The following is a 22,408-nucleotide window of genomic DNA, read 5'->3' as shown; positions in this document are numbered from 1 at the left end:
GCCCGCCAGCCGGCTTTTGACATATTTAAATTAAGTCGTTAACATAATAAACTTTTCCGCTCTCAATCTCCTTATGCAGCAGACCGGCCAATGCGCTTGCCACAGTTTCCGTATCTCTTAGCATACCTTTCTCCTTATATGCCTGGAATTTCTCCAGATCATGGAATGCTTCCTTCGCTGAAGAACGAATGGTTCCCTGCATATCTGTGTCCATGACACCTGGACTAAAGGCAATAATCTTATGGCTGCTTCCTGCTGTCTGCAATTCTAATGCAGCAGTTTCCGTGAACATATTTATTCCGGCCTTAGTGCTGCAGTAAGCACTCCACCCCTGTATAGGTCTTTCCGCAGCCCCTGAAGTTATATTAACAATGACCATTTCACTTGAAACTTCACGAAGCAGGATGTTCGAAATCATTATAGGTGCAATCAGATTAACGTGAGCATTTTGTATTAATGCCGCATGATTGAGATTACCGGCTGTACCGATTGGATCAATGACCCCTGCGTTGTTAAATACATATACCGTCTCCGGCTGTTTTTCCTGCAATAATGCTGTCAGTTCGCTGAAAACAGATTCAAGCTCATCCGGTGAGGACAGGTTGCAGAAATATTGGGCATAGAATACTTGTTTTTCTGCAGCAAGCTTCGCCAATTCCGGATTTTCGGTCCTTGAAACAGATATGATTCCTGTCCCCTCAGTCATCAATCTCCTGGCAATGGAAGCTCCTAACCCTTTTGATGCGCCTGTTATAACAGCCAATTTCACTTTCATCACTCCTATTTTCTGCTTCATTATCTTCTATTAAAGCAGAAAACAATTATTTTTTCCTGTATCGGCCATTGTGTTCCCGTCTGAATGCCTTCATTTCATCCTCTATTAAATTGATAATGGAGAGGGTGATACCTGAAAAAAGGCAGGCAACCGTAATCGTGCTTATGCCAAACAGAAGGTAAAGAAAACAGGTGCTGAAAAAAGTAAACAGGAGACAATAATGGCAAGCGCTAATCTTTCGCATTGACCGGTTCTGCCTTCCAGTAATAATCGCTGAACACATCCGCAAATGCGTTAATGGAATTATTCAGTTCATCCAGATTATTTTCCACACCTCCGAATTCCAGCAGAAGGGCCCGTTCGGAAAGATCCTGGTTATATATGCCGTTGCCTTCACTTTTTCCTTTCACAATGACCCCCCTGCTAATTCCCTTATATTTTGCTTCCAGTGCCTGGTGGAGCTCTGTAGCCACTTTTAAGTTCTGCTCATAGTTTTTGTGCTCCTTGCCGACGACAAAAAACAGTCGGGCGTATGACTCCTGGCCAATTAATGCGGTTGTTTTCCCGCGGGGCAGCGAATCCCTGTGGATATCAATCAGGAATTTAACATCTTTATTCTCTGTCATGGCAGTCTGGACAGTTTCTCTGGACATCGCATAGGAATTTTCCCAGTTCCAGCCCTTCTTTTTCAGTTCTGCGGCTATGTTAGTTTTATCATGCTCGGCACCTATGCCTTTTCTCGCCAATTCTTCACTAAGTTTTTTCCCGACAGCAATAACATTCACCTGTTCATTGGGGCTGACGGCCTCATCTGTATTCTTTACATCTTTTAATAATGGAGCAAACGATTCCCAGCTGTGGGAATGGTAAATGAAAACCCCTTTTTTGTCCGGAATTACCGGGGGAGCAGCATTTTCCTCACTTTGGCCATTATTCATAGCCAATTCTTTTTCTTTTAAAAGAACTTCAAGTGGAGGGGCGGATTCCACTGGCAGGTTGGTGAAATCGGTACCCTCTCCGGCAACGGCAATACCGGTATCAAAAATCGAAAAACCAGGGAGCTCCCGGCCAAGGAACGTCCTAATATCCTGCGGCTGTGTATTGGTTGCCAGCTTAAAGAGGGTTCCGGACAGGGAGTAGCTTTCGGCAGGAGCTTCCTTATAAAAATAATGATTTTCAGCTTTTAAAAAGTGAATGAAGAGCTGGTCGGCTTTAATATCCTTCAGCAGCACATTCATATGTGACGAAGAAAAGGCAGCCGGATAAAGCGTAACAGCCCCGGCAAGCGCCACGACTGCACAAATACTGAAAAGCCAGCTGTTTATATAAAAGAAAAGAGAATGGAAACTTAATTTAGAATTCATATCAATCCCTCCACTCTCTAAATATATGACGGATAAGCTGAATTAGAAGATAAGGGACTAAAGGGAAATCGGGCTGTTGGACGAATTTATTATAAGAGCCTATTAAAAAGAGATGTCTGAAATGGTGCAGAAAGTATTAATGGAAAAAGGCGAACATAAAAAATTGGCCATCAGTTTATTCAACAAAGTATGGGACTTAATGGAGAATCCTGATAGAACGGAAGATGAAAACCTGGAAATGATACATATGGTACATACATCCCGCTATCATTGGGGAATTGCAGGACAGCCTGTTAACCTTTCAAGGGGAGAGTGGCAGATATCCAGGGTATATACAGTCTTAAACCGGGCTGAGCCTGCTCTTTTTCATGCTAAAAGAAATCTGGAAATTTGTCTTTCTAACAAAATTGGGGACTTTGATTTGGCATTCGCCTATGAAGCTTTGGCCCGCGCCTATCAAATAGCCGGCGATGAAGAAAATGTACAGCAGTATAAAAAGCTTGCTTACGAGGCTGCAGAAGACATCGCAAAGAAAGAGGACAAACAAGTGGTCCTGAATGATCTTGCATCCATATAGTATAAAATACATAATAAAAAGCAATCCTTTGTACTAAATCTCAAAAGGCCTGAAAGGGCCTTTTACTTTTTGAAAAGATTTCATTGTTTTATCACAAATAGCTTTTATAGTTATCTTATCAAAGAACAATATAGATAAAGAGAGGGACATTAAATTGAAAAAGATATTATTCAGCATAATGGCGGGCTTACTGGTTCTTGGCGGATGCAGCCAATCTGAAGAAGAAAAGCCAGCAAAAAAAGACGAAGTGCCGCAAATCATTGAAGCTGTTATCGAGGTGCCTGAAACGATTAACCCTGGCGAGGAGGCAGCCCTTGCTGTCACTGTTAAACAAGGCGGTGAGGCTGTAACAGATGCAGATGAGGTGAAATTTGAAGTCTGGCAGGAAGGACAAAAAGAAAACGGTGAAATGATAGAGGCAAAGCACGGATCAGAGGGTAAATATACTGCTGATCATGCTTTTACTGAGGAAGGCCTTTACTATGTTCAGTCCCATGTAACGGCAAGAAGCCAGCATACTATGCCAATGGTTTCGATACAAGTTGGTGAAGCAAAAGCCGAGGACTCAGGAACGGGGCATGACCAGGAAAATGAGGGCCATGAAGAAGGCCACTCTCACAGCCATGGCGGTGAAGTATCCATTGAGCTGCAGGGCCCTGACCAAATCCATGCGAACGAACAAACACAATTATCTGCCCTGGTTGATAATGATGGGGAACCGCTGGCGGATGCTAAAGTAAAACTTGAGATCTCACTTAATGGTGCAACACCTCAATGGGTGAACATGTCTGAAACAGAACCGGGCAAATACACAGCCGGCCATCAATTTACAAATGCAGGCACATACACCATCACGACACATGTGGAAAAAGGCGACGACATTCACGAGCACACAGAAACTGAATTAACGGTGCAATAAATACTTTTCAGCGGGGAGGATTAATTACCCCGCTGATTCTTTTAGTTTACGAGATAAAGTTTTGGCGGGAACTTCGGACACAAAACCCTCGAAAAGTCCGGTGAAAGTCCGAAGTCGGTGCTACTTCCGACACAAACTACAGGATAAAGTCAGATTGAGTCGGAAGTCAGAGCAACTTTAGACACAAGCGGCAGGAAGCAGTCAGTTTGAGTCCGAACACCGTGCAACTTCAGACTCAAACCCTGGAAAAATCCGATGAATGTCCGAACTCCCTCCCCGACCACCCATTGAAACTGGCACAGATACCCTGCTCCCGGTTTCATGATAATATAGAAGGAGAGAATACAGAAAAGCAGGTGTCAGAGAGATGTCAGATACACATTTGCATTTTAATACAGGGATTGGGGTCCAAAAGCCTAATAGCATTCGGAATAAGGATATCAGCTGCCCTTTTTGTACAAGGGAGGAGCTGACCGATATCATTGCCGTAGAGGATTCAATTATTTTGCTGAAAAATAAGTATCCTGTTCTGGAAAATTCCTATCAGACGGTGCTGATTGAAACGGATCAATGTGATGGTGAGCTGTCTGTTTACCCTGAGGAACATTTGGTCAGGTTAATTTCATTTGGTTTAAAACATTGGCTGCTTATGGAAGAAAGCGGGGAATATGAATCTGTATTATTTTTCAAAAACCATGGGCCATTATCCGGGGGAAGTATCGCCCATCCGCATATGCAGATTGTGGGATTGAAAAACATTGATTACAAGGAAAAAATCCAGGCGCAGGATTTTGAAGGGCTCCTTATTCATGAGGAAAGCGGCACGGTGTTCACTTTATCGACTTCCCCGAGAATCGGCTTTTATGAATTTAATGTGAAGCTTGCAGATCAGGATGATATTCCGTACTTTGCGAAATGTATCCAGACTGCTGCGCATTATATTCTGAATGCCTTCCCTTTTCCAAGCAATAGTTATAACTTGTTTTTCTACAAGCTGGGCAGGGAGATTTACGCGAAAATTGTTCCGCGCTATATTACAACGCCTATTTTCATCGGATACAGCATCCCTCAGGTGCCTAATAATCTCGAGTGGATGAGAGATGATATAAAAGTGAGATATTTCAGCGGGGAGTTTAAAACCGGGTCTTAATACCTTTTGCATCTGAATAAAGAGTATCTTAGACTGTGCTGAATATGGCTGTAAATAACCATTCTCAGTAATCGTAAAAATTTGAAATAATAACCATTCGCTTTTAGAAGTTGTGATTTATCTCTATAAAAAATATAATGAAATATTGTAGCGAGGAATATTGTGAGGTACATATGCTATTCCTTGCACTGTGCTCCGTTATGCCTTAAAAGGTAAATGGTTTTGTTTTTTAAAGGAGAAGAATAATCATGACCTCAAATCGATATACACCTCCTAAGCTGGATTGGGGCTTAGTATTAATATTGATGCTGCTATTCCTGGTAAGTGCCATATCTATTTACAGCGCACAGACTACAGGACAATATACAGAAAACTTCCTTTTGAAGCAAGTTGTCTGGTATGCCGTTGGAACAGGAATCATTGCTGCCGTAATCACACTGGATTCCGATCAGCTGAAGAAGATTTCCTGGTATGTGTATGGCCTGGGCATTGTACTGCTTGGATTCCTGGTTGTGGCGCCAGCAAGCATAGCTCCTGTCATTAATGGGGCAAAAGCATGGTACAAGGTTCCTGGGATGGGATCCCTTCAGCCAGCTGAGCTTGTTAAAGTGTTCATTATTCTGGTATTGGCCAAAACGATTGACGAGCATCATCAAAAAAATCAATTCAAAACCATACAGACTGATTTATGGCTGCTGATTAAATTGGTTGGATTAACAATGGTGCCCCTGCTGCTGGTTATGCAGCAGCCCGATTTAGGGACAAGCCTTGTATTTCTGGCAATCATGCTTGGCATGATCTTCATTTCAGGAATCAGCTGGAAGCTGCTGGCCCCTATATTTGGAACAGGAGCGGCCCTTGCAGGCACCATTTTATATTTTGTTTTATGGCATCCGGATATCCTTGAGAAGTATTTGGGAGTAAAGGAATATCAGTTTGCGCGCATCTATTCCTGGATTGACCCCTATAATTACCAAAGTTCAACCGGGTTTCAGCTGACACGTTCTCTCCTTGCCATTGGGTCCGGTGAAACAAGCGGGAAAGGATATGGAACGAGGGAGGTCTACCTGCCTGAAAGCCATACTGACTTTATTTTCAGTATTGTAGGTGAAGAATTTGGCTTTGTAGGGGCAAGCATTGTGGTCAGCCTTTTCTTTCTGCTGATTTACCATATTACCAAGATAGGCATGGAAACCAAGAACAATTTCTATACCTATATTTGTGTAGGTGTTATCAGCATGGTTACATTCCATGTCTTTCAGAATATCGGAATGACCATCGGCCTTTTGCCTATCACAGGCATTCCCCTTCCTTTCATCAGCTATGGAGGAAGCTCGCTGATGGGGAATATGCTGGCCATGGGACTGATATTCTCCATTCGCTACCATTATAAAAAATATATGTTCTCAACTAGTGATTGAATAGAAAGAGCGGGCTTATTAAAGCCCGCTCTTACTCAATAATGCCGGTTTCTTCAATTGTTACATTGCATTTAACATCAAATCCCAGTGTTTTATAATCATCCTCCCACTTTTTATAATCAAAATTCCGGTGCTGTGTTTTCTTAATTTGACCCAGCCCAATTGGATCAATCCCAAGCTCCTGAAACCTTTTCAATAGTCTGAGACATTCCTTTTCAACCTTACTCTCCAGCTTCTTTTCAACGTCACCAACCACCTCTGACGCTAGCTTATTGCCGGTATACTCACGAATAATGCCTTCTATATTAATGTGAATGGAAGCGTGATTATCAGTAATCTTAATTTTATGTTTGGATTTTATACTTTTTACAGCCGCAGTATCGTCTTTTTTTAATTTTACGTCGAAATTCCCTTCACTATATTTGTCAACCAGCAGCTTAAAAAAGAACAAATCCTTTACAGGCAGGATTTCTACCTCCTTATCCTCATCGAAAAGGCTAACTCCAATGATCTCCACCTTATCATCCGCAATCTTTTTGAGGCGGGGAAGAAAAGTATCCTTCCCTTTTTCGTAATAATTACGGGATAAAATGTGGAGGTTGGTTTTCGGTATATCCCGGTGCTCAATATTATGCTGTATCAAGTTATAAATGTAAGTTGAATTTCCCCTTGTTCCATACTCTCCCTTCATCACATCTTCCGCTTTATCCTCCGAGGTCGCAACAAATACCCGTGCTCCTATACTTGCGTCTCTTTGAAAAGAATCTATCAGATCATAGATCCCCTTTTTGGAAATCTCAGGTCCGAAGACGGCCACCTTTAACCCGCCTGTCACTACGGGCTCCGATGATTGCCGGGTCACATCTAATAAAAGATCTTGCCGGAGCTTTCCGTTCCCTGAAAAGGTCCGGTTAATCACACTTTTATCAGGCTGGAATTCCTGAAATAATACTGTCCCTCTGTATTTGTCTTTTGAATCCTCTGCTAAATCGTAGCCAACCCCTACTTCAATGTTAATATCATCCAGTATTTCTTTGTCCACACAGCCGGAAAGCAGCAGCACAAGACCGATAAGCAGCAGTTTTTTCATTTCTTTTTCCCCTTTTTTAGCTTTTTGGCTATCATGACAGCAGCGAAAAGCAAAGGAATATAAATAAAGTTAAAAATAAATCCCATTTTACCAACATAGTCATTAAGCGTATTAATTTTTTCCCTTGTATCCAAAAAAGTAATAATGGATTGCACTGCGGCAACAACAAAAAACACGCCCACTTTATGGCGAATATTAAAGACCCTTTTAACGAGCCGGGAAGCGATCCATACGGATATGCATATATTAGGAAGAATGATTAAGTTCCAGTTGGCGATTCCAATATATTCAAAACGTTCAACAAAGGGCATCTCCACTATTTTCCACATTGTTAAACTAGCCCAGATTTGTTTAGACAGCTGTTCTTCGGAAAAATAGGCAAAGGTAATGATGGCTAAAATCGTATATATAAGAGTAGTAGTCATTACGGCCAAATGAGCCCATTTCTGGGATTTCCTTGGTTCTTTAATAAAAGGATAGAAAAAAATAATGCTTTCAAACCCAATAAAAGTAAGGGACATATGATAAGAAGCTGTCAGCATCTCTTTTATGGAATGATCCCAAATGGGCAGCAGATTGTAAAAGTTGGAGAATTTAATCGCCCAGCCAAATGTAAGGAGAAGGTAGGCCGGCAAAACAAGCCCAAAGAATGCAATACCCACCACAGTCCTAAATCCCCCAAAAATAATGTATACACAAAGCGCCAAAAAGCCGAAGGAGAACCAGAAGGTGTTGATTTCCGGAAACATCCAAACCTGAATGACTTCTATAAATGTCCTTAAAACTGTTAAGGAAAACAGGATAAAATAGCCAATAAAAATGGCGCTGAGTGCTTTGCCAATAAAGTTTCCTGCGACGTATTTATGTGCAGTTACAATATCACCGCCAGCAGTCTCGCAGATTTTATAGATTAACCAAATAATTATGTGAATGCATCCGCCGGCAAATAAAATGGATATCCAGGCATCATATCCTGCATCCATTGCAATAATCCTCTGATAACCTAACACGCCAATTCCGATTTGTATGGACATGACCATATAAAATACTAAAAAGGGGGATATTTGTAATCTCTCTGGTATAGGCTGTTCCTTCATCTGGTTCACCTCCATATGATAATCTCAAAAGGCTCTGAGCAGATACCTGCTTCATTATTCATCAATATCTTTTTTCTTTTTTGCTTTTTTCTTGTTAAAACGGATAGGATTTTTAGTTCTTAAAAAAATCGGCCTTTTGGATTGTGCTTCAAATGGAAGCCGGATAAGGGCATCCTTCATATCCACCACCCGAGGGGGGTAGAGCGGTTCAAGGAATGGCCTTCCAAGTGAAGTCAGCCTGGTTAAATGAGTCAACAGTACACAGAAGCAAAATACAATTCCGAGCAGGCCCCATAACTCTGCGAAAAACAGAAAAGGAAAGCGAAGCAAACGAATCGTATTGCCCATCCTGTATACAGGTGTTGTAAAGGAAGCGAGAGCTGCAAGGGCTACAATAATTAGCAGGACGTTACTCGTCAGGCCTGCTTCTACTGATGCAGTTCCTATTACAATTCCTCCCACGATACCGATTGTCTGGCCGACCTTCGTCGGAAGACGTGCTCCAGCCTCGCGAAGCAATTCAATTGTAAGCTCTAAAAACAGCGCTTCAAGAATAGGAGGAAGCGGAATCTCCCGCCTTGATGTGATTAAGGTACTCATCAAATCCTTTGGTATCAATTCATAATGATATGAAAGAGTTGCTACATAAATAGGTGTAATCAGAATAGAAAACGCAACCGCAAACAAGCGGATAAGCCGGAAAAACGAAGATAAAATATAATTTAAAAAATAATCTTCAAAAGAGCTGAAAAACTCAACGAGGGTGGTTGGCGTTATTAATACATGGGGTGATCCGTCAACCACAATAGCGATTTTTCCCTCTGCCAAAATCCCCGCGACCCTGTCAGGCCTCTCTGTATCAAGCAGCTGCGGGAAAGGGGAATTGGAGTTATCGCTAATCAGCTGGACAATATAAGAACTGTCTGTGATGGCATCAAACTGTACGTTCTTAAGTCTCTGCCTGACAGTGTCTACATTATCTTCATTCGTGATATTTTCCATATAAAGAATTGCGACTGAAGTCTTTGAAAGGCTTCCCAGTGTGAATTCTTCAATGATCAGTTCTTTTACAGGCAGACGTTTCCGGATTAAATTCAAATTTTGGCCCATCGATTCTACAAAGGCTTCCTTAGGCCCGATAACAGAAAACTCAACCTCAGGCTGGCTTAGACCTCTGACTATTTCTTTTTGCGCAGCTATAAAGCCGAAATGTTTGAGCTCTGTCTCAATTGTCAGCATGACGTAGCCATTCATCAGCTTTTGTTCAATCAATGAAGGGTCGTCGCAAATCTGCACATCAGCCACAGGGACAAGCTGTTTAATGTCCTCGATTTCCCGGAATTCGTCTTCGAGCAGATTTGGGAGAATACCGTCCTGGATAATATTTTCATCGATTAAAGTAGCCATGAAAGTAAGTCCAAAACGCACATTCGTTTTTTGGTTATAATAAAAGATTTTTTTAAAGTCTTTGGATTTAATGAAGGATTGCTCCCATTCCTTATGCTCTATATCCTCTTTAATCCGTTTATTCTTTAACCATTTTCTCATAGGTAAATCACCATCGTTTTCGGCATTACGCTTATTGTTGCCGGTTTTGGAAAACTTATGAATGGAAGGCAATAAAAAAAGGATTAGTGAGGGCAAATAAAAAAGGAACCTGGGTCAGGTTCCTTTTTTGTCCAGCTTAGCGCCGGGCCCCTCGATTCCATTGGGGAGGCGCTGAAGCCAATATATATTTGAGCTCTCATAAAAGAGGGGGTATTATGGGAGCGCAATCACAATTTTTGCATTACTTCACCAGGTATTTCTCAATGTCATCCAATAGCAGGTTAGCAGCAATAACGCCTCCGGCAGTATTCCAGATGGTGTCGCTGACTTCATGAACATTGCCTTCCTGAGCTACTTTCAGGTTCTTAAATAATGGATCTTCAATCCATTCTTTAGCAAGTTTATTTGCTTCGCCATCCCCTGTTTCATATGTGAAGTAGAATAATACATCTCCATCCATAGCAGGAATGCGCTCTTTCGTAGCATTCTTTTCAGCGAAGTCATCAACATTCTGGCTTTCCGGACGCGCAAGTCCGATTTGATCAAGAATGACGCCTGAGAAGGAGTCTTTATGGTAGATGCGGACGTCCCCAGCCATGAAGCGGACAATAGAAACTTCCTGACTCAATTTATCGCCAAGGCTCGTTTTAATTTCTTCGATGCGGCTGTCATAATCAGCAAGGACTTTATTGCCTTCTTCTTCTTTATTGATTGCTTTTGCGTAAAGCTCGAAATTTTCCTTCCAGTCTCCACGCAATGTTTCAGCAAAGACAGTAGGAGCAATGTCATTTAATTGATCATATATTTTTTCCTGGCGCATCTTGTTGCCGATAATAAGGTCCGGCTGCAGCGCTGCGATTGCTTCTACATTTACTTCACTTTCTGTACCAACAACCTTAACATCTTTCATATCATCAGCAATATGTTCATACCACGGATCGCCAGTCCAGGACTGAACGGCACCCACTGGAGTAACACCCATGGAAAGTAATGCTTCAGTACCTTCGTTTGTCAAAATGACTACTTTTTCAGGTGCTTTATCAAGCTTAGTTGTGCCCATTGCGTGCTCAACTGTATAGCCTGTATCTTCTGTTTTGGTTCCTTCTTTTTCCTTATCGGCTTTCTCATCCTGTTCGCTGTTATTCCCGCAGGCAGCCAGGAACAAGATCGTGAAAACTGAAAGAATGGCTAGTAAAGACTTAAATTTCATTATGTACTCCTCCATTTTTGCGTTGTTAATGATAATCATTTTCATTTGATACTTTTATACTAATGTGAACGCTTTACATTGTCAATAGGTAATTGAAAATCATTTTCATTTAATTTTCTAAATGACCAATGAAAATGATTTTCAAACTCATTGACAGCTAATCCTCTGTACAATAGACTGAAAATATAACTAAACATTATTAAATAGACGCAAGAAGGGTCTCGCTATGCTATTAAAAACAAATTCTCTGAGATGGGCTGGGCTATTTGCAGCTATCCTACTATTATTAATATTAATGTCTTTCAGTATCGTATACGGATATACCGACACAACCTGGAAGATGGCAATTGATGCATTTACAAACTTCGATGGAACGAATGAACATATAATCATTCAATCTGTCCGTCTGCCGAGAGCTCTGATTGCAGCAGCGGTAGGGGCAAGCTTAGCGATTGCGGGTGTCCTGCTCCAGTCATTAACAAAGAATCCTCTCGCTGCTCCTGAGATCTTCGGAATTAACGCAGGTGCCGGATTTGCAGTTGTCATTATAGTAACACTATTTTCCATCAGTAATCTGCAGGTCTTTACATGGGTATCATTTCTGGGAGCAGCTGTTTCATTTATCTTTGTATATATTATCGGCTCCATCGGCAGGGAAGGGCTGACGCCTATGAAATTAACCCTTGCCGGTGCGGCGATGAGTGCCATGTTTGCTTCGATGACACAAGGGTTTCTCGTCATTAATGAGACTGCCCTTGAGCAGGTGCTGTTTTGGCTGGCGGGGTCTGTATCCGGAAGGAAGCTTGAGACCCTTGCAGCTGTATTCCCATATTTACTGGCCGGCTGGATCTTTTCACTCATCATTGCTGGAAAATTGAATGTCCTGTCAATGGGTGAGGACGTTGCGAAAGGGCTTGGCCTGAAAACAGGATTGCTTAAATTGGGTGCAGGCATTGTTATCGTTCTTCTGTCAGGAGGAGCGGTAGCTGTCGCAGGTCCCATTGGTTTCCTCGGCATTGTCATTCCACATTTGACCCGGGCTGTCGTTGGCATTGATCACCGCTGGGTTATTCCTTATGCGGGTCTTCTCGGCGGAATGCTCCTTCTGATTTCAGACATAGCATCCAGGTACATCATCATGCCGCAGGAAGTACCTGTCGGCGTCATGACCGCCGTCATTGGAACTCCTTTCTTTGTGTATATTGCCAGAAGGGGGTTCAATAAATAATGAAAAAATATTATAACCTGCGCCTTTTTGGCGATAAGATATCTTTTTTAGTAAACCGGAAAGCACTTATCACATTTTTATTATTGGCAGCAGCGGCTGCCGGAGTCTTCGTGATCAGCACCGGTACAGGTGAAATGAAGATCAGCCCGCTAAAGGTAGTACAGGTATTCTTTGGCGGGGGCTCGGATATGGATAGGCTGATCATTCAGTCATTCAGACTTCCAAGAATCATCGTTGCCTTAATGGTGGGAATGGCGCTTGCTGCTGCGGGGGGAATCCTGCAGGGTATTATCAGAAATCCGCTTGCCTCTCCTGATATTATCGGGATTACAGGGGGAGCATCTGTAGCAGTTGTAGGTTTTCTTGCCTTCTTTAGTGATAAAAACAATGCATTAACTGTAAGTATTAATTGGATGCCTCTTGCAGCTTTTGCGGGTGCTGCTATTTTAGCTTTCCTTGTTTATTTTCTAGCCTACAAGGATGGAGTGTCGCCAATACGCCTTGTTTTAATTGGGATTGGTCTTGCAAGCTTAATGAAGGCACTGACCACTTTGATGATGGTCTTTGGGCCAATTTACCAGGCCAGCCAGGCGAATATCTGGATAACCGGGACAGTTTACGGTTCAAATTGGGATAATGTCGCAATTTTAGTCCCGTGGACACTCGTGTTTCTGGTACTGGCGTTTATTCTGGCGCGCAATGTCAATATCCAGGAACTTGGCGATGATATTGCCATGGGTGTAGGCAGCACTGTACAGAAATACCGTTTTCTGCTGCTGATGGTCAGCACGGCATTAATTGGCGGAGCTGTCGCATTCGGCGGAGGGATAGGCTTTGTCGGCTTAATGGCTCCTCATATGGCACGAAGGATGGTAGGCTCTGCTTTTGGCGCTTTGCTTCCGGCTGCTGCTCTGATTGGCGGAATCCTGGTCATGGCAGCCGATCTGATAGGCAGGACTTTGTTCTCGCCGCTTGAAATTCCGGCGGGGGTGTTTACAGCCAGCATCGGCGCACCTTACTTTATTTACCTGCTTTTCAAGACAAGAAACGCATAAGCTGGAAAAGCTTGAAACTCGTATGATACAGGCAACTGGAGAGCCTATAGATATAAATATTAGGAAAAGGAGAGGGCAGAGATGACAGCAGGGCAAGCAATCGCTACAAAAGACTTAACCTTGTCATATGGAGACACCATTATTATTAATGAACTGGACCTGGAAATACCTAAAGGGGAAATCACGGTATTTATTGGTGGAAATGGCTGCGGGAAATCGACATTGCTAAGGTCTATTGCCAGGCTGCTAAAGCCGAAATCTGGTGCTGTATTGTTGGAAGGTGAGGCTGTAGCCAAACTTTCCACGAAAGATGTTGCCAGAAAGATGGCGATTCTGCCTCAATCTCCTTCAGCTCCGGAAGGGCTCACAGTTCTTCAGCTTGTCAAACAGGGAAGATACCCTTATCAAACATGGCTGAAGCAATGGTCTACTGAAGACGAATTAAAAGTCAGAAATGCTTTGAAGGCAACAGGAATGGAAGAATTGAAAGACCGGACAGTGGATTCGCTTTCAGGGGGGCAGCGTCAGAGGGCCTGGATTGCCATGACTCTGGCACAGGATACAGATACCATTCTGCTGGATGAGCCAACAACCTATTTGGATATGACACATCAAATTGAAATACTTGATTTATTATTCGAGCTGAATGAAAAGGAAAAGCGTACCATCGTCATGGTGCTTCATGATTTGAATTTGGCCTGCCGCTATGCTCATAATATTGTTGCGATAAAAAATCAAAAGGTTTTTGCTCAGGGCAAGCCGGAACATGTCATTAATTGCGGATTGGTTAAAAACGTGTTTGGCATGGAATGCGAAGTAACGATAGACCCGTTATTCGGCACACCGCTATGCATCCCATATGGAAAAGGGCGATGTATTTTAAAAGGGCAAGGACTTCAGGGATGATTAAATTAACAGGAGAACAGGCAGAAGCTCTCGGGCAATTCAGACTTGCCCGGGAAGGGAAGAGCTCTCCTTTAACCATTAAAGCGGAAAATTTGCTGGACCCAACTCAAACGGGTGCATATCTGGAAGCAGTGAAAAACCATTTAGGAGCACCAGATAATAAAACGGCAGCTTCAATTTTAATAAAAAGATATGCCTTTCTGCCTGTCATTTACTTATACTGCATGACGTCCTGGAATGTGAAATTGGATATCAGGCATGAAAATATTACAATAGTCAGTCAGGAAAGAGACGGTCTGTGGCTTCCGGGTTTTCGTTTTGTCCGTCTTCAGGGTCAAGGGGCTGGGATGGATAGGGATCAATGGAGAGAGGATGCGGTGAGGACTCTATTTAAGGGCCATATCTTTCCGCTGATCAATAGAATAGCTAGCGAAGCAAAAGTCTCTAGACTAATTCTTTGGGAGAATATAGCGATTTATCTGTTCTGGCTTTACGAAAAGATTTTACCCTTGGGAAGACATTCGGAAAGGGCGGCTGAAGATTATAGGTTTATCCTGGAGGAAGCTCCGGGCAATTTATTCGGCTGTGAAAATATGAATCCCTTAAAGAAATTTGACAGCGGGAAAATATTGAGTGAAAACACCGGGGAAATAGTGCGGCCCAGGAAAACATGCTGCTACTCCTACTTGACCAGCAGCGGTAAACGATGCGGGACTTGTCCACACTCCTGCAGCAATAAAAGGAGGATTCCTGATGAATGATCAATTGAAGGAACAGCTGGATGGCCTGCTTGAAAAATATACCGAACTTCTAATCGGTGAGGCCACTCCGGAGTTAAAAGAAAAGGTTGAAGCTTGGGCATTGTATTCTTTTATTGCGAAATCCATGCCGCCTTTAGCCAAGCACTGGAATGATACATATCCTGATGCAAAAGAAGAAATGAAAACTCTCATATCTGAAATTAAAACACTGAATGAAGAGATGAGAAGCAAAAAAAAGTAAAGACATTTTGTATTTAAAAAAACCGCTGCCATCAAAAGCAGCGGTTTTTTTAAGCATATTGCAAATTCGATAATTGTCTAGCCCCACAAGGAACACTTCGACAGCAACATCATCGCACGACTAAAAGCGTTAGCTTTTAGGAGGAGCGCCTACCCCCTCGAGGTCATAAGCCGTTTCCTTGCAGAAGGAAGAACGCCTTCTTCCAGGAACCGTCTTATGCCTGAGGCCCGCAGGACAAGGAAGGCTTCGTCAGCAACCATCGCACGACCAAAAGCGAAAGCTTTTGGGAGGACGTGGCGTTCTTAGTCTGCGTTCCTTCGGGGACAAGGCGCTTCCGCCTTTCTTATTGCATCTGGCCATTTCCATAAGGCAATTGATTCGTATAGCCCTGGAACTGCTGATAAGATTGCTGGAGTTTTTGCTGTTCTGCGGCTTCAACCTTATACCAGCCTTTTTTGAACATTAGGTTATAGAATTCTCTTTGCTGGTTTTGTGTTTCATTAAATGCCGCAAGAATATCCTGATACAGGCTCTGGTGGCTTGCCTCATTTAAGGCAACCGAATAGGCATCTGTCATATACTTTTCAGTAGTCAGAATATCATTGGTAAAGTCCCGCTCATTCATTTGCGGTGTTTTATTCACCTGTGTTTCGGGATTCTGAATCGTATTTGGATTCTGGTTCTGGTTCATTTTCAAGACTCCTTCCTATTGCATTCCCATAAAGTTTTGCTGACTTTGCTGGTTTAAATGAACAAGCAGCTGCTCATAGTGACGCTGATGCATTTGGCCGCATTGCTCGAAATGTGTTTTTAGCTCCTGGTCCTGGCATTGCTGCGCGTAAAAATGCGCTTTTTTACAGGCAAGAAGATTCCAGGAAAGCATGTCTGTTAAGTAAAGGGCATCTTTAGTGGAAATGACAGCAGGAGGCTGCTGCATAATACCCTGCTGATTTTGCATGTTCATATTTTGCTGCATAATTTGTTCCTCCAATTCTAATAGCATTATTCGAACATATCTTGCCTCTGAAAAATATTTGCTATTCTGCTGTAGATGATTTACCTATATGCATAATGCAAACTTTAAGGAGACTGATTCTAAAACGGATTATCGCTTGTATTGATTATTTTGGCTGTTTCTCTTTTTAGGACCTTCCCTTTCAACAGTCGGGCCCGCATCTCCCTGGACACTTGCAGCGCTGACTCCTGCTTTAGAAGGATCTTTTTTCATTTTTCCCATTTCTTTCACCTCCGCTCACGAACTAAGAATGTTTCCTTTTTAGAGTGTCCAAAACACTTATCACAAATTGCACAAAAAAATTACAGCTGGACACCATTAAATTTCAAAACATTTTTAAATTTCCGCTTAAAATCATTGCGTAAATTTTGCAAATATTTTATAGTTATAATTAACAGAACTCATTCAGAAGAGATGCATATTTTTTTTGAAAATAAAATGAATGAGTATTCATTCAAAAAGCAAAAGGGGGAAATAAAGTTGATCCAACAAATAAAAAAGGCGGCAGTATTAGGCTCCGGAGTCATGGGATCCGGGATCGCAGCCCATTTGGCCAATATCGGAATTCCAACACTTTTACTGGATATCGCGCCTCGCGAATTAACGGATGCCGAAAAGGCAAAAGGGCTTACTCTTGAAAATAAAGAAGTCCGCAATAGAATCAGTGAAGCAAACCGCCAAAAGCTGTTAAAACAAAAGCCCGCTCCATTAACTTCTAAAAAAAATATAGCTTTGATTGAGGCAGGAAACTTTGAAGATGATATGGAGCGTCTGAAAGATGTCGATTGGATTATTGAAGTTGTTGTGGAAAACCTCAGCATAAAAAAGCAGGTATTTGAAAAAGTAGACCAGCACCGCAAGCCAGGGAGCATTGTCAGCTCCAATACGTCAGGGATATCTGTTGAAGCAATGTCAGAAGGGCGCTCGGAAGATTTTCAAAAACACTTCCTGGGAACGCACTTCTTTAATCCTCCCCGCTACTTAAAGCTTCTTGAAGTCATACCTACTAAAAACACTTCTTCTGAAGTGCTGTCATTTATGAAGCAATTTGGCGAAGATGTACTGGGTAAAGGAGTAGTTGAAGCAAAAGATACACCGAACTTTATCGCCAACCGGATCGGCACGTATGGCCTGCTGGTTACAGTGCAGGAGATGCTCAAGGGCGGATACAGTGTCGGCGAAGTGGATTCCATAACAGGTCCGCTGATTGGCCGGCCGAAAAGTGCTACCTTCAGAACACTTGATGTAGTAGGGCTTGATACATTTATACACGTGGCAAACAATGTTTATGACCAGGTGGGCGGTAAAGAAAAGGAAGTTTTTGAAGTTCCGGACTTCATGAAAGTGATGCAGGAAAAAGGCTGGCTCGGAAGCAAAACAGGGCAAGGATTTTTCCTGAAAAAGGGCAAAGAGATTCTGGAGCTGAATCCGGAAACTTTGGAATATGGCCCGCGCCAAAAGCTTAAGACAGCTGCGACTGAACTGGCCATACAGGAAAAAGGCACTGCAGGAAAATTGAAAGCGCTTGTATACTCAGATGATCGCTCTGGCCAATTATTGTGGAACATTCTCAGCCCAGCCCTTCTCTATTCAGCACAGCTTCACGGAGAAATAGCTGATGATGTGACAGCGATAGACCGGGCGATGAAATGGGGCTTTGGCTGGGAACTTGGCCCGTTTGAAACCTGGGATGCTATTGGAGTAGAGAAATCGGTTCGAAAAATGGAGGAAGCAGGCGAAGAAGTTCCGGCATGGGTAAAAGAGATGCTGGAAAAAGGCATTAATTCCTTCTACAAAGAAGAAGAAGGACAGAAATATTTTTATCATAATGGCGAGTACAGATTAATCGAGGAAAACCCTAAAGTAATTAATTTAAAACAGCTTAAGAAGCAAAAAGGTGTTATTAAAAAGAATACCGGTGCAAGCCTTGTTGATATAGGCGATGGGGTTGCATTGCTGGAGTTCCATTCGCAAAGCAATGCCATTGGATTGGATATTATCCAGATGATCAACTTTGCGGTAGATGAAGTGGAGAAGAACTACAAAGGGCTTGTAATCGGGAATCAGGGCAAGAACTTCTGCGTAGGTGCCAACCTTGGAATGATTCTCATGGAAGCGCAGGATGACAATATTTATGAACTGGATATGGTAGTCCGCCACTTCCAGAATGCCATGATGAAAATTAAGTATAGCGCGAAGCCGGTTGTTGCCGCTCCATTTGGCATGACACTTGGCGGCGGGACTGAGGTATGTCTGCCTGCTGCACATATTCAGGCATCAAGCGAAACATATATGGGGCTAGTTGAAGTGGGTGTCGGCCTGATCCCGGGAGGAAGCGGAAACAAGGAGCTTTATTTGAAGCATCTTGAAAATATGCCAAATGGTGTTGAATTTGACCTTCAAAAGGTTGCGAATAAAGTGTTTGAATCGATTGCAATGGCAAAAGTTTCAACATCTGGCGAGGAAGCAAGAGACAATAACTTCCTGAACCTGGCAGATGGCATCAGTGTAAATGGGGACCATCTCCTTTATGATGCAAAGCAGGCTGTCCTTGCGCTGCATGAGAAAGGCTATAAGCCCCCTGTCCGCAAAAAAGTGCCTGTTGTCGGCGAAACAGGTTTTGCAACCCTTCTGCTTGGAGCACAGGCAATGCTTTACTCCGGCTATATCTCAGAGCATGATTTGAAAATTGCCAAAAAGCTTGCCTATGTAATTGCAGGCGGAAAAGTGCCATACGGAACAGAGGTTGATGAGCAATACTTGCTTGACTTGGAGCGCGAAGCATTCCTTAGCCTTGTTGCGGAACCAAAATCACAGCAGCGCATGCAGCACATGCTTTTAAAAGGGAAACCATTGCGCAATTAAGTGATAGAGTGGGACATTAATAGAAAGAGAGGGAACATGATGAGAGAAGCGGTTATAGTTGCAGGTGCCAGGACACCGGTCGGAAAAGCCAAAAAAGGTACGCTTGCAAATGTCAGGCCGGATGACTTAGGAGCGCTCGCAGTAAAAGAAACCCTAAAGCGTGCAGGAAATTATGAAGGAAATATCGATGATTTAATTATCGGATGTTCTATGCCTGAAGCAGAACAGGGGCTGAACATGGCCAGGAATATCGGCGCCCTTGCCGGCCTTTCACATGAAGTGCCGGGGATAACGATCAATCGCTATTGTTCCTCAGGCCTGCAGGCTATTGCCTATGCAGCTGAAAAAATCATGATTGGCCATGCAGATACAATTATCGCTGGCGGAGCAGAGTCTATGAGCCTGGTGCCAATGATGGGGCATGTAGTCCGCCCGAACGCCAAACTGGCGGAAACAGCTCCTCAATATTATATGGGTATGGGACATACAGCTGAAGAGGTTGCAAAAAAGTATGGCATTACACGTGAAGACCAGGATGCATTTGCTGTCAGAAGTCATCAGAAGGCTGCGAAGGCAATCCAGGAAGGCAAATTTGCAGATGAAATTGTACCTGTAGAAGTAACGTTCAGATCTGTTGGAAAAGACAATAAGCTGACAGAAAAAACAATCCAATTCAGCCAGGATGAAGGTGTTCGTGCAGATTCCACAATAGAATCACTTGGAAAACTGCGTCCCGCATTCTCGGTAACCGGCAGTGTCACAGCCGGAAATTCATCTCAGACAAGTGATGGAGCAGCAGCGGTAATGGTTATGGATCGGGAAAAGGCAGAATCATCAGGATTGAAGCCAATGGCTAAATTCAGAAGCTTTGCCGTAGGCGGTGTTCCTCCTGAGATTATGGGTGTCGGCCCGGTTGTGGCCATTCCTAAAGCATTAAGGCTTGCAGGGCTGGAGCTTTCGGATATCGGTTTATTTGAATTGAATGAAGCTTTTGCGTCCCAATCCATTCAAATTATCCGTGAGCTAGGATTGGATGAAGAGAAGGTAAATGTTAACGGAGGCGCTATTGCACTCGGGCACCCGCTGGGCTGTTCCGGAGCCAAGCTCACTCTGTCTCTAATTCATGAAATGAAACGCCGTAATCAGCAATTCGGAGTAGTAACAATGTGCATCGGAGGCGGCATGGGCGCAGCCGGAGTATTTGAACTTTTATAAGATGAATCGAAATTTGGAGAGAAGCCACAGGCTTTTCTCCGCAAAAACAGAATGGAGGAAAGTAAATGTCAAATCAAACTGAAAATCTTATCAAAGGCGGAAGCTTTTTAATCGAAGATGTTTCCTATGACCAGGTTTTTACACCTGAAGATTATACAGATGAGCAGGTTATGATCGCGAAGACGACTGAAGATTATGTAGTGAATGAAGTTGTACCGCAAATTGAACATCTTGAAAACCATGAATTTGACCGTTCTGTAAAACTATTGAAGCAAGCTGGAGACCTTGGCCTATTAGGCGCAGATGTTCCAGAGGAATACGGCGGACTTGCATTAGATAAAGTAAGCTCAGCACTTATTGCAGAGAAAATGGCGCGTGCAGGCGGCTTTTCCATCTCTCACGGCGCCCATGTCGGCATTGGCTCTCTTCCGATTGTTCTATTCGGAAATGAAGAGCAAAAGCAAAAATACCTTCCTGAACTTGCTACAGGCGAAAAGCTTGCCGCTTATGCATTGACAGAGCCAAGCTCAGGTTCTGACGCTCTTGGAGCAAAAACAACCGCCAAGCTGAATGCTGAGGGCACACACTATGTATTAAACGGTGAAAAGCAATGGATAACAAATGCAGGCTTCGCAGATGTATTCGTAGTATATGCAAAAATTGACGGCGAGCACTTCTCTGCATTCATCGTTGAAAGAGAATTCCCAGGTGTATCTGTAGGGGCAGAAGAAAAGAAAATGGGAATCAAGAGCTCTTCTACTCGTACGTTAATTCTTGAAGACGCCAAGGTGCCAAAGGAAAACCTGCTGGGTGAATTCGGCAAGGGCCATGTGATTGCTTTTAATATCTTAAATATTGGCCGCTATAAGTTAGGTGTAGGAGCAGTTGGCGGAGCGAAGCGTGCATTCGAACTGGCTGTTCAGTATGCGAACCAGCGCCAGCAGTTTAAGACACCTATCTCTCAATTTAATTTGACTAAAGAAAAACTGGGCACAATGGCTTCAAAGATTTATGCAGCGGAAAGTGCAGTGTATCGTACAGTAGGTTTGTTCGAGGACCGTATGAGCAAGCTTACAGATGAGGAAATAAAAGATGGCAAGGAAGTCGCAAAGTCAATTGCTGAATATGCCATTGAGTGCTCCATGAATAAATTTTTCAATACGGAGGTCCTCGACTACGTAGTAGATGAAGGTGTTCAGATCCACGGGGGCTACGGTTTCATGGCTGAATATGAGATTGAAAGAGCTTACCGTGATTCACGCATTAACCGTATTTTCGAAGGAACAAACGAAATCAATCGCCTATTGGTACCAGGCACGTACCTCCGCAAAGCACTAAAGGGAGAGCTTCCGTTATTCCAGAAAGCCCAGGCGCTGCAGGAAGAGCTCATGATGATGATGCCTGAAGAGCCTGGCGACGAGCCGCTTGCACAGGAAAAATATCTGGTTAAGAACGCGAAGAAGATCGGACTGCTTGCTGCTGGTCTGGCAGCACAAAAGTATGGAAAGGCTCTTGATAAAGAACAGGAAGTACTTGTAAACATTGCGGATATTATTTCGAATGCTTATGCAATGGAATCTGTTGTTCTTCGCACTGAAAAGGCCATTGAAAAAGCTGGACTTGAAAAGAGCAAACAAAAGCTCCTGTACACTCAAATCTTCTGCCAGGAGGCATTTAACGAAATCGAGCAGGATGCAAAGGAAACACTTGTGGCAGTTGAAAACGGCGATGCACTGCGCATGATGATGTCAGCATTGCGCAAATTCACACGACACACGCCAGTCAACGTGATTACAAAGAAGCGTGAAGCATCAGAAAAACTGATCGACGCGGAACGTTTTACAGTTTAATCGATTTTAGGCTCCCTTTATCAAGAAGGGAGCTTTACTTTTTTCAAAGCTGTTTTCGTATATTCTTTTGCTATAAACTAAGTTTAAAATATCTGAGTTGATTGGAGCGGAGGGCGCTTGA

21 protein-coding genes are annotated in these 22,408 nt (G+C 43.0%); 12 read left to right on the top strand and 9 right to left on the bottom strand.

Annotation, left to right across the window (positions count from 1 at the left end; translation table 11 throughout):
- Window positions 1–25: 25 nt before the first annotated feature.
- Both AC3WTL_RS16310 and spoIIP read right to left on the bottom strand, forming a co-directional pair.
- Window positions 26–775, bottom strand: a complete 750-nt coding sequence (locus tag AC3WTL_RS16310; RefSeq protein WP_394580648.1) for a (S)-benzoin forming benzil reductase — start codon at window positions 773–775, stop codon at window positions 26–28.
- Window positions 776–1,005: 230 nt separating this feature from the next.
- Window positions 1,006–2,139 carry a stage II sporulation protein P gene (spoIIP, locus tag AC3WTL_RS16305; protein WP_048008443.1) on the bottom strand — a complete coding sequence of 378 codons (1,134 nt, stop codon included), beginning with the start codon at window positions 2,137–2,139 and terminating at the stop codon, window positions 1,006–1,008.
- 121 nt (window positions 2,140–2,260) lie between these two features.
- Here spoIIP and AC3WTL_RS16300 point away from each other — a divergent pair, with 121 nt between their 5' ends.
- The 4 genes from AC3WTL_RS16300 (at window position 2,261) to rodA (ending at window position 6,206) form a co-directional block, all read left to right on the top strand.
- A complete protein-coding gene (locus AC3WTL_RS16300; RefSeq protein ID WP_492369747.1) occupies window positions 2,261–2,716 on the top strand; it encodes a hypothetical protein in 456 nt (151 codons plus the stop codon).
- 154 nt (window positions 2,717–2,870) lie between these two features.
- Window positions 2,871–3,635, top strand: a complete 765-nt coding sequence (locus tag AC3WTL_RS16295; protein WP_252219714.1) for a FixH family protein — start codon at window positions 2,871–2,873, stop codon at window positions 3,633–3,635.
- 367 nt (window positions 3,636–4,002) lie between these two features.
- The gene (locus tag AC3WTL_RS16290; protein WP_252219711.1) at window positions 4,003–4,785 is read left to right on the top strand and encodes a DUF4931 domain-containing protein; all 783 of its coding nucleotides are present in this window, start codon (window positions 4,003–4,005) and stop codon (window positions 4,783–4,785) included.
- Between the two features lie 248 nt (window positions 4,786–5,033).
- Entirely contained in the window at window positions 5,034–6,206 is a 1,173-nt protein-coding gene (gene rodA / locus AC3WTL_RS16285; protein ID WP_222499075.1) for a rod shape-determining protein RodA, read from the top strand.
- A 31-nt stretch (window positions 6,207–6,237) separates the two neighbouring features.
- Here rodA and AC3WTL_RS16280 read toward each other — a convergent pair whose 3' ends face one another.
- From AC3WTL_RS16280 to AC3WTL_RS16265, 4 genes are all read right to left on the bottom strand, one after another.
- Window positions 6,238–7,296 (bottom strand): Ger(x)C family spore germination protein, encoded by a 1,059-nt coding sequence (locus AC3WTL_RS16280; protein WP_252219709.1) that lies wholly within the window; start codon window positions 7,294–7,296, stop codon window positions 6,238–6,240.
- Entirely contained in the window at window positions 7,293–8,393 is a 1,101-nt protein-coding gene (locus AC3WTL_RS16275) for a GerAB/ArcD/ProY family transporter (protein ID WP_252219706.1), read from the bottom strand. The genes AC3WTL_RS16280 and AC3WTL_RS16275 overlap by 4 nt, the downstream gene beginning before the upstream one ends.
- A 54-nt stretch (window positions 8,394–8,447) precedes the next feature.
- Window positions 8,448–9,941 (bottom strand): spore germination protein, encoded by a 1,494-nt coding sequence (locus AC3WTL_RS16270; RefSeq protein ID WP_197218563.1) that lies wholly within the window; start codon window positions 9,939–9,941, stop codon window positions 8,448–8,450.
- Between the two features lie 241 nt (window positions 9,942–10,182).
- Entirely contained in the window at window positions 10,183–11,151 is a 969-nt protein-coding gene (locus AC3WTL_RS16265) for an ABC transporter substrate-binding protein (RefSeq protein ID WP_252219704.1), read from the bottom strand.
- A gap of 226 nt (window positions 11,152–11,377) precedes the next feature.
- Here AC3WTL_RS16265 and AC3WTL_RS16260 point away from each other — a divergent pair, with 226 nt between their 5' ends.
- From AC3WTL_RS16260 to AC3WTL_RS16240, 5 genes are all read left to right on the top strand, one after another.
- Window positions 11,378–12,379 (top strand): FecCD family ABC transporter permease, encoded by a 1,002-nt coding sequence (locus tag AC3WTL_RS16260; protein WP_252219701.1) that lies wholly within the window; start codon window positions 11,378–11,380, stop codon window positions 12,377–12,379.
- Complete coding sequence (locus AC3WTL_RS16255; protein ID WP_252219698.1) at window positions 12,379–13,434, top strand: FecCD family ABC transporter permease; 1,056 nt, start codon at window positions 12,379–12,381, stop codon at window positions 13,432–13,434. The genes AC3WTL_RS16260 and AC3WTL_RS16255 overlap by 1 nt, the downstream gene beginning before the upstream one ends.
- 81 nt (window positions 13,435–13,515) lie before the next feature.
- Window positions 13,516–14,340: an ABC transporter ATP-binding protein gene (locus AC3WTL_RS16250; RefSeq protein ID WP_163142543.1), complete on the top strand. Its 825-nt coding sequence runs from the start codon at window positions 13,516–13,518 to the stop codon at window positions 14,338–14,340.
- Entirely contained in the window at window positions 14,337–15,101 is a 765-nt protein-coding gene (locus AC3WTL_RS16245; protein WP_252219694.1) for an IucA/IucC family C-terminal-domain containing protein, read from the top strand. Before AC3WTL_RS16250 ends, AC3WTL_RS16245 begins: the two co-directional genes overlap by 4 nt.
- The gene (locus AC3WTL_RS16240) at window positions 15,094–15,342 is read left to right on the top strand and encodes a YusU family protein (RefSeq protein WP_252219691.1); all 249 of its coding nucleotides are present in this window, start codon (window positions 15,094–15,096) and stop codon (window positions 15,340–15,342) included. Before AC3WTL_RS16245 ends, AC3WTL_RS16240 begins: the two co-directional genes overlap by 8 nt.
- A 343-nt stretch (window positions 15,343–15,685) precedes the next feature.
- Here AC3WTL_RS16240 and AC3WTL_RS16235 read toward each other — a convergent pair whose 3' ends face one another.
- The 3 genes from AC3WTL_RS16235 to AC3WTL_RS16225 form a co-directional block, all read right to left on the bottom strand.
- Window positions 15,686–16,033 carry a spore coat protein gene (locus AC3WTL_RS16235; protein WP_222499089.1) on the bottom strand — a complete coding sequence of 116 codons (348 nt, stop codon included), beginning with the start codon at window positions 16,031–16,033 and terminating at the stop codon, window positions 15,686–15,688.
- 15 nt (window positions 16,034–16,048) lie between these two features.
- Entirely contained in the window at window positions 16,049–16,318 is a 270-nt protein-coding gene (locus AC3WTL_RS16230; protein ID WP_222499091.1) for a hypothetical protein, read from the bottom strand.
- A gap of 129 nt (window positions 16,319–16,447) precedes the next feature.
- Window positions 16,448–16,579, bottom strand: a complete 132-nt coding sequence (locus tag AC3WTL_RS16225) for a YuzL family protein (RefSeq protein WP_076258846.1) — start codon at window positions 16,577–16,579, stop codon at window positions 16,448–16,450.
- A gap of 261 nt (window positions 16,580–16,840) precedes the next feature.
- Between AC3WTL_RS16225 and AC3WTL_RS16220 the strand changes: the two genes are divergently transcribed.
- The 3 genes from AC3WTL_RS16220 to AC3WTL_RS16210 all read left to right on the top strand — a co-directional run bounded on the left by AC3WTL_RS16220 (window position 16,841) and on the right by AC3WTL_RS16210 (window position 22,287).
- The gene (locus tag AC3WTL_RS16220) at window positions 16,841–19,222 is read left to right on the top strand and encodes a 3-hydroxyacyl-CoA dehydrogenase/enoyl-CoA hydratase family protein (protein WP_252222500.1); all 2,382 of its coding nucleotides are present in this window, start codon (window positions 16,841–16,843) and stop codon (window positions 19,220–19,222) included.
- A gap of 39 nt (window positions 19,223–19,261) precedes the next feature.
- A complete protein-coding gene (locus tag AC3WTL_RS16215) occupies window positions 19,262–20,437 on the top strand; it encodes an acetyl-CoA C-acetyltransferase (protein ID WP_252222497.1) in 1,176 nt (391 codons plus the stop codon).
- 65 nt (window positions 20,438–20,502) lie between these two features.
- Window positions 20,503–22,287: an acyl-CoA dehydrogenase FadE gene (locus AC3WTL_RS16210; protein WP_197218581.1), complete on the top strand. Its 1,785-nt coding sequence runs from the start codon at window positions 20,503–20,505 to the stop codon at window positions 22,285–22,287.
- Window positions 22,288–22,408: the final 121 nt, after the last annotated feature.

Source organism: Cytobacillus sp. EB106-05-05-XG126 (assembly GCF_058791715.1).
This window is presented reverse-complemented; position numbering and strand designations above follow the sequence as displayed.

What these genes read in the sequence shown, in the direction of transcription:
- AC3WTL_RS16310 (WP_394580648.1), bottom strand. Translation starts at nt 775, where the DNA reads ATGAAAGTGAAATTGGCTGTTATAACAGGCGCATCAAAAGGGTTAGGA.
- spoIIP (WP_048008443.1), bottom strand. Translation starts at nt 2,139, where the DNA reads ATGAATTCTAAATTAAGTTTCCATTCTCTTTTCTTTTATATAAACAGC.
- AC3WTL_RS16300 (WP_492369747.1), top strand. Translation starts at nt 2,261, where the DNA reads ATGGTGCAGAAAGTATTAATGGAAAAAGGCGAACATAAAAAATTGGCC.
- AC3WTL_RS16290 (WP_252219711.1), top strand. Translation starts at nt 4,003, where the DNA reads ATGTCAGATACACATTTGCATTTTAATACAGGGATTGGGGTCCAAAAG.
- rodA (WP_222499075.1), top strand. Translation starts at nt 5,034, where the DNA reads ATGACCTCAAATCGATATACACCTCCTAAGCTGGATTGGGGCTTAGTA.
- AC3WTL_RS16280 (WP_252219709.1), bottom strand. Translation starts at nt 7,296, where the DNA reads ATGAAAAAACTGCTGCTTATCGGTCTTGTGCTGCTGCTTTCCGGCTGT.
- AC3WTL_RS16275 (WP_252219706.1), bottom strand. Translation starts at nt 8,393, where the DNA reads ATGAAGGAACAGCCTATACCAGAGAGATTACAAATATCCCCCTTTTTA.
- AC3WTL_RS16270 (WP_197218563.1), bottom strand. Translation starts at nt 9,941, where the DNA reads ATGAGAAAATGGTTAAAGAATAAACGGATTAAAGAGGATATAGAGCAT.
- AC3WTL_RS16265 (WP_252219704.1), bottom strand. Translation starts at nt 11,151, where the DNA reads ATGAAATTTAAGTCTTTACTAGCCATTCTTTCAGTTTTCACGATCTTG.
- AC3WTL_RS16260 (WP_252219701.1), top strand. Translation starts at nt 11,378, where the DNA reads ATGCTATTAAAAACAAATTCTCTGAGATGGGCTGGGCTATTTGCAGCT.
- AC3WTL_RS16255 (WP_252219698.1), top strand. Translation starts at nt 12,379, where the DNA reads ATGAAAAAATATTATAACCTGCGCCTTTTTGGCGATAAGATATCTTTT.
- AC3WTL_RS16250 (WP_163142543.1), top strand. Translation starts at nt 13,516, where the DNA reads ATGACAGCAGGGCAAGCAATCGCTACAAAAGACTTAACCTTGTCATAT.
- AC3WTL_RS16245 (WP_252219694.1), top strand. Translation starts at nt 14,337, where the DNA reads ATGATTAAATTAACAGGAGAACAGGCAGAAGCTCTCGGGCAATTCAGA.
- AC3WTL_RS16240 (WP_252219691.1), top strand. Translation starts at nt 15,094, where the DNA reads ATGAATGATCAATTGAAGGAACAGCTGGATGGCCTGCTTGAAAAATAT.
- AC3WTL_RS16235 (WP_222499089.1), bottom strand. Translation starts at nt 16,033, where the DNA reads ATGAACCAGAACCAGAATCCAAATACGATTCAGAATCCCGAAACACAG.
- AC3WTL_RS16230 (WP_222499091.1), bottom strand. Translation starts at nt 16,318, where the DNA reads ATGCAGCAAAATATGAACATGCAAAATCAGCAGGGTATTATGCAGCAG.
- AC3WTL_RS16225 (WP_076258846.1), bottom strand. Translation starts at nt 16,579, where the DNA reads ATGGGAAAAATGAAAAAAGATCCTTCTAAAGCAGGAGTCAGCGCTGCA.
- AC3WTL_RS16215 (WP_252222497.1), top strand. Translation starts at nt 19,262, where the DNA reads ATGAGAGAAGCGGTTATAGTTGCAGGTGCCAGGACACCGGTCGGAAAA.
- AC3WTL_RS16210 (WP_197218581.1), top strand. Translation starts at nt 20,503, where the DNA reads ATGTCAAATCAAACTGAAAATCTTATCAAAGGCGGAAGCTTTTTAATC.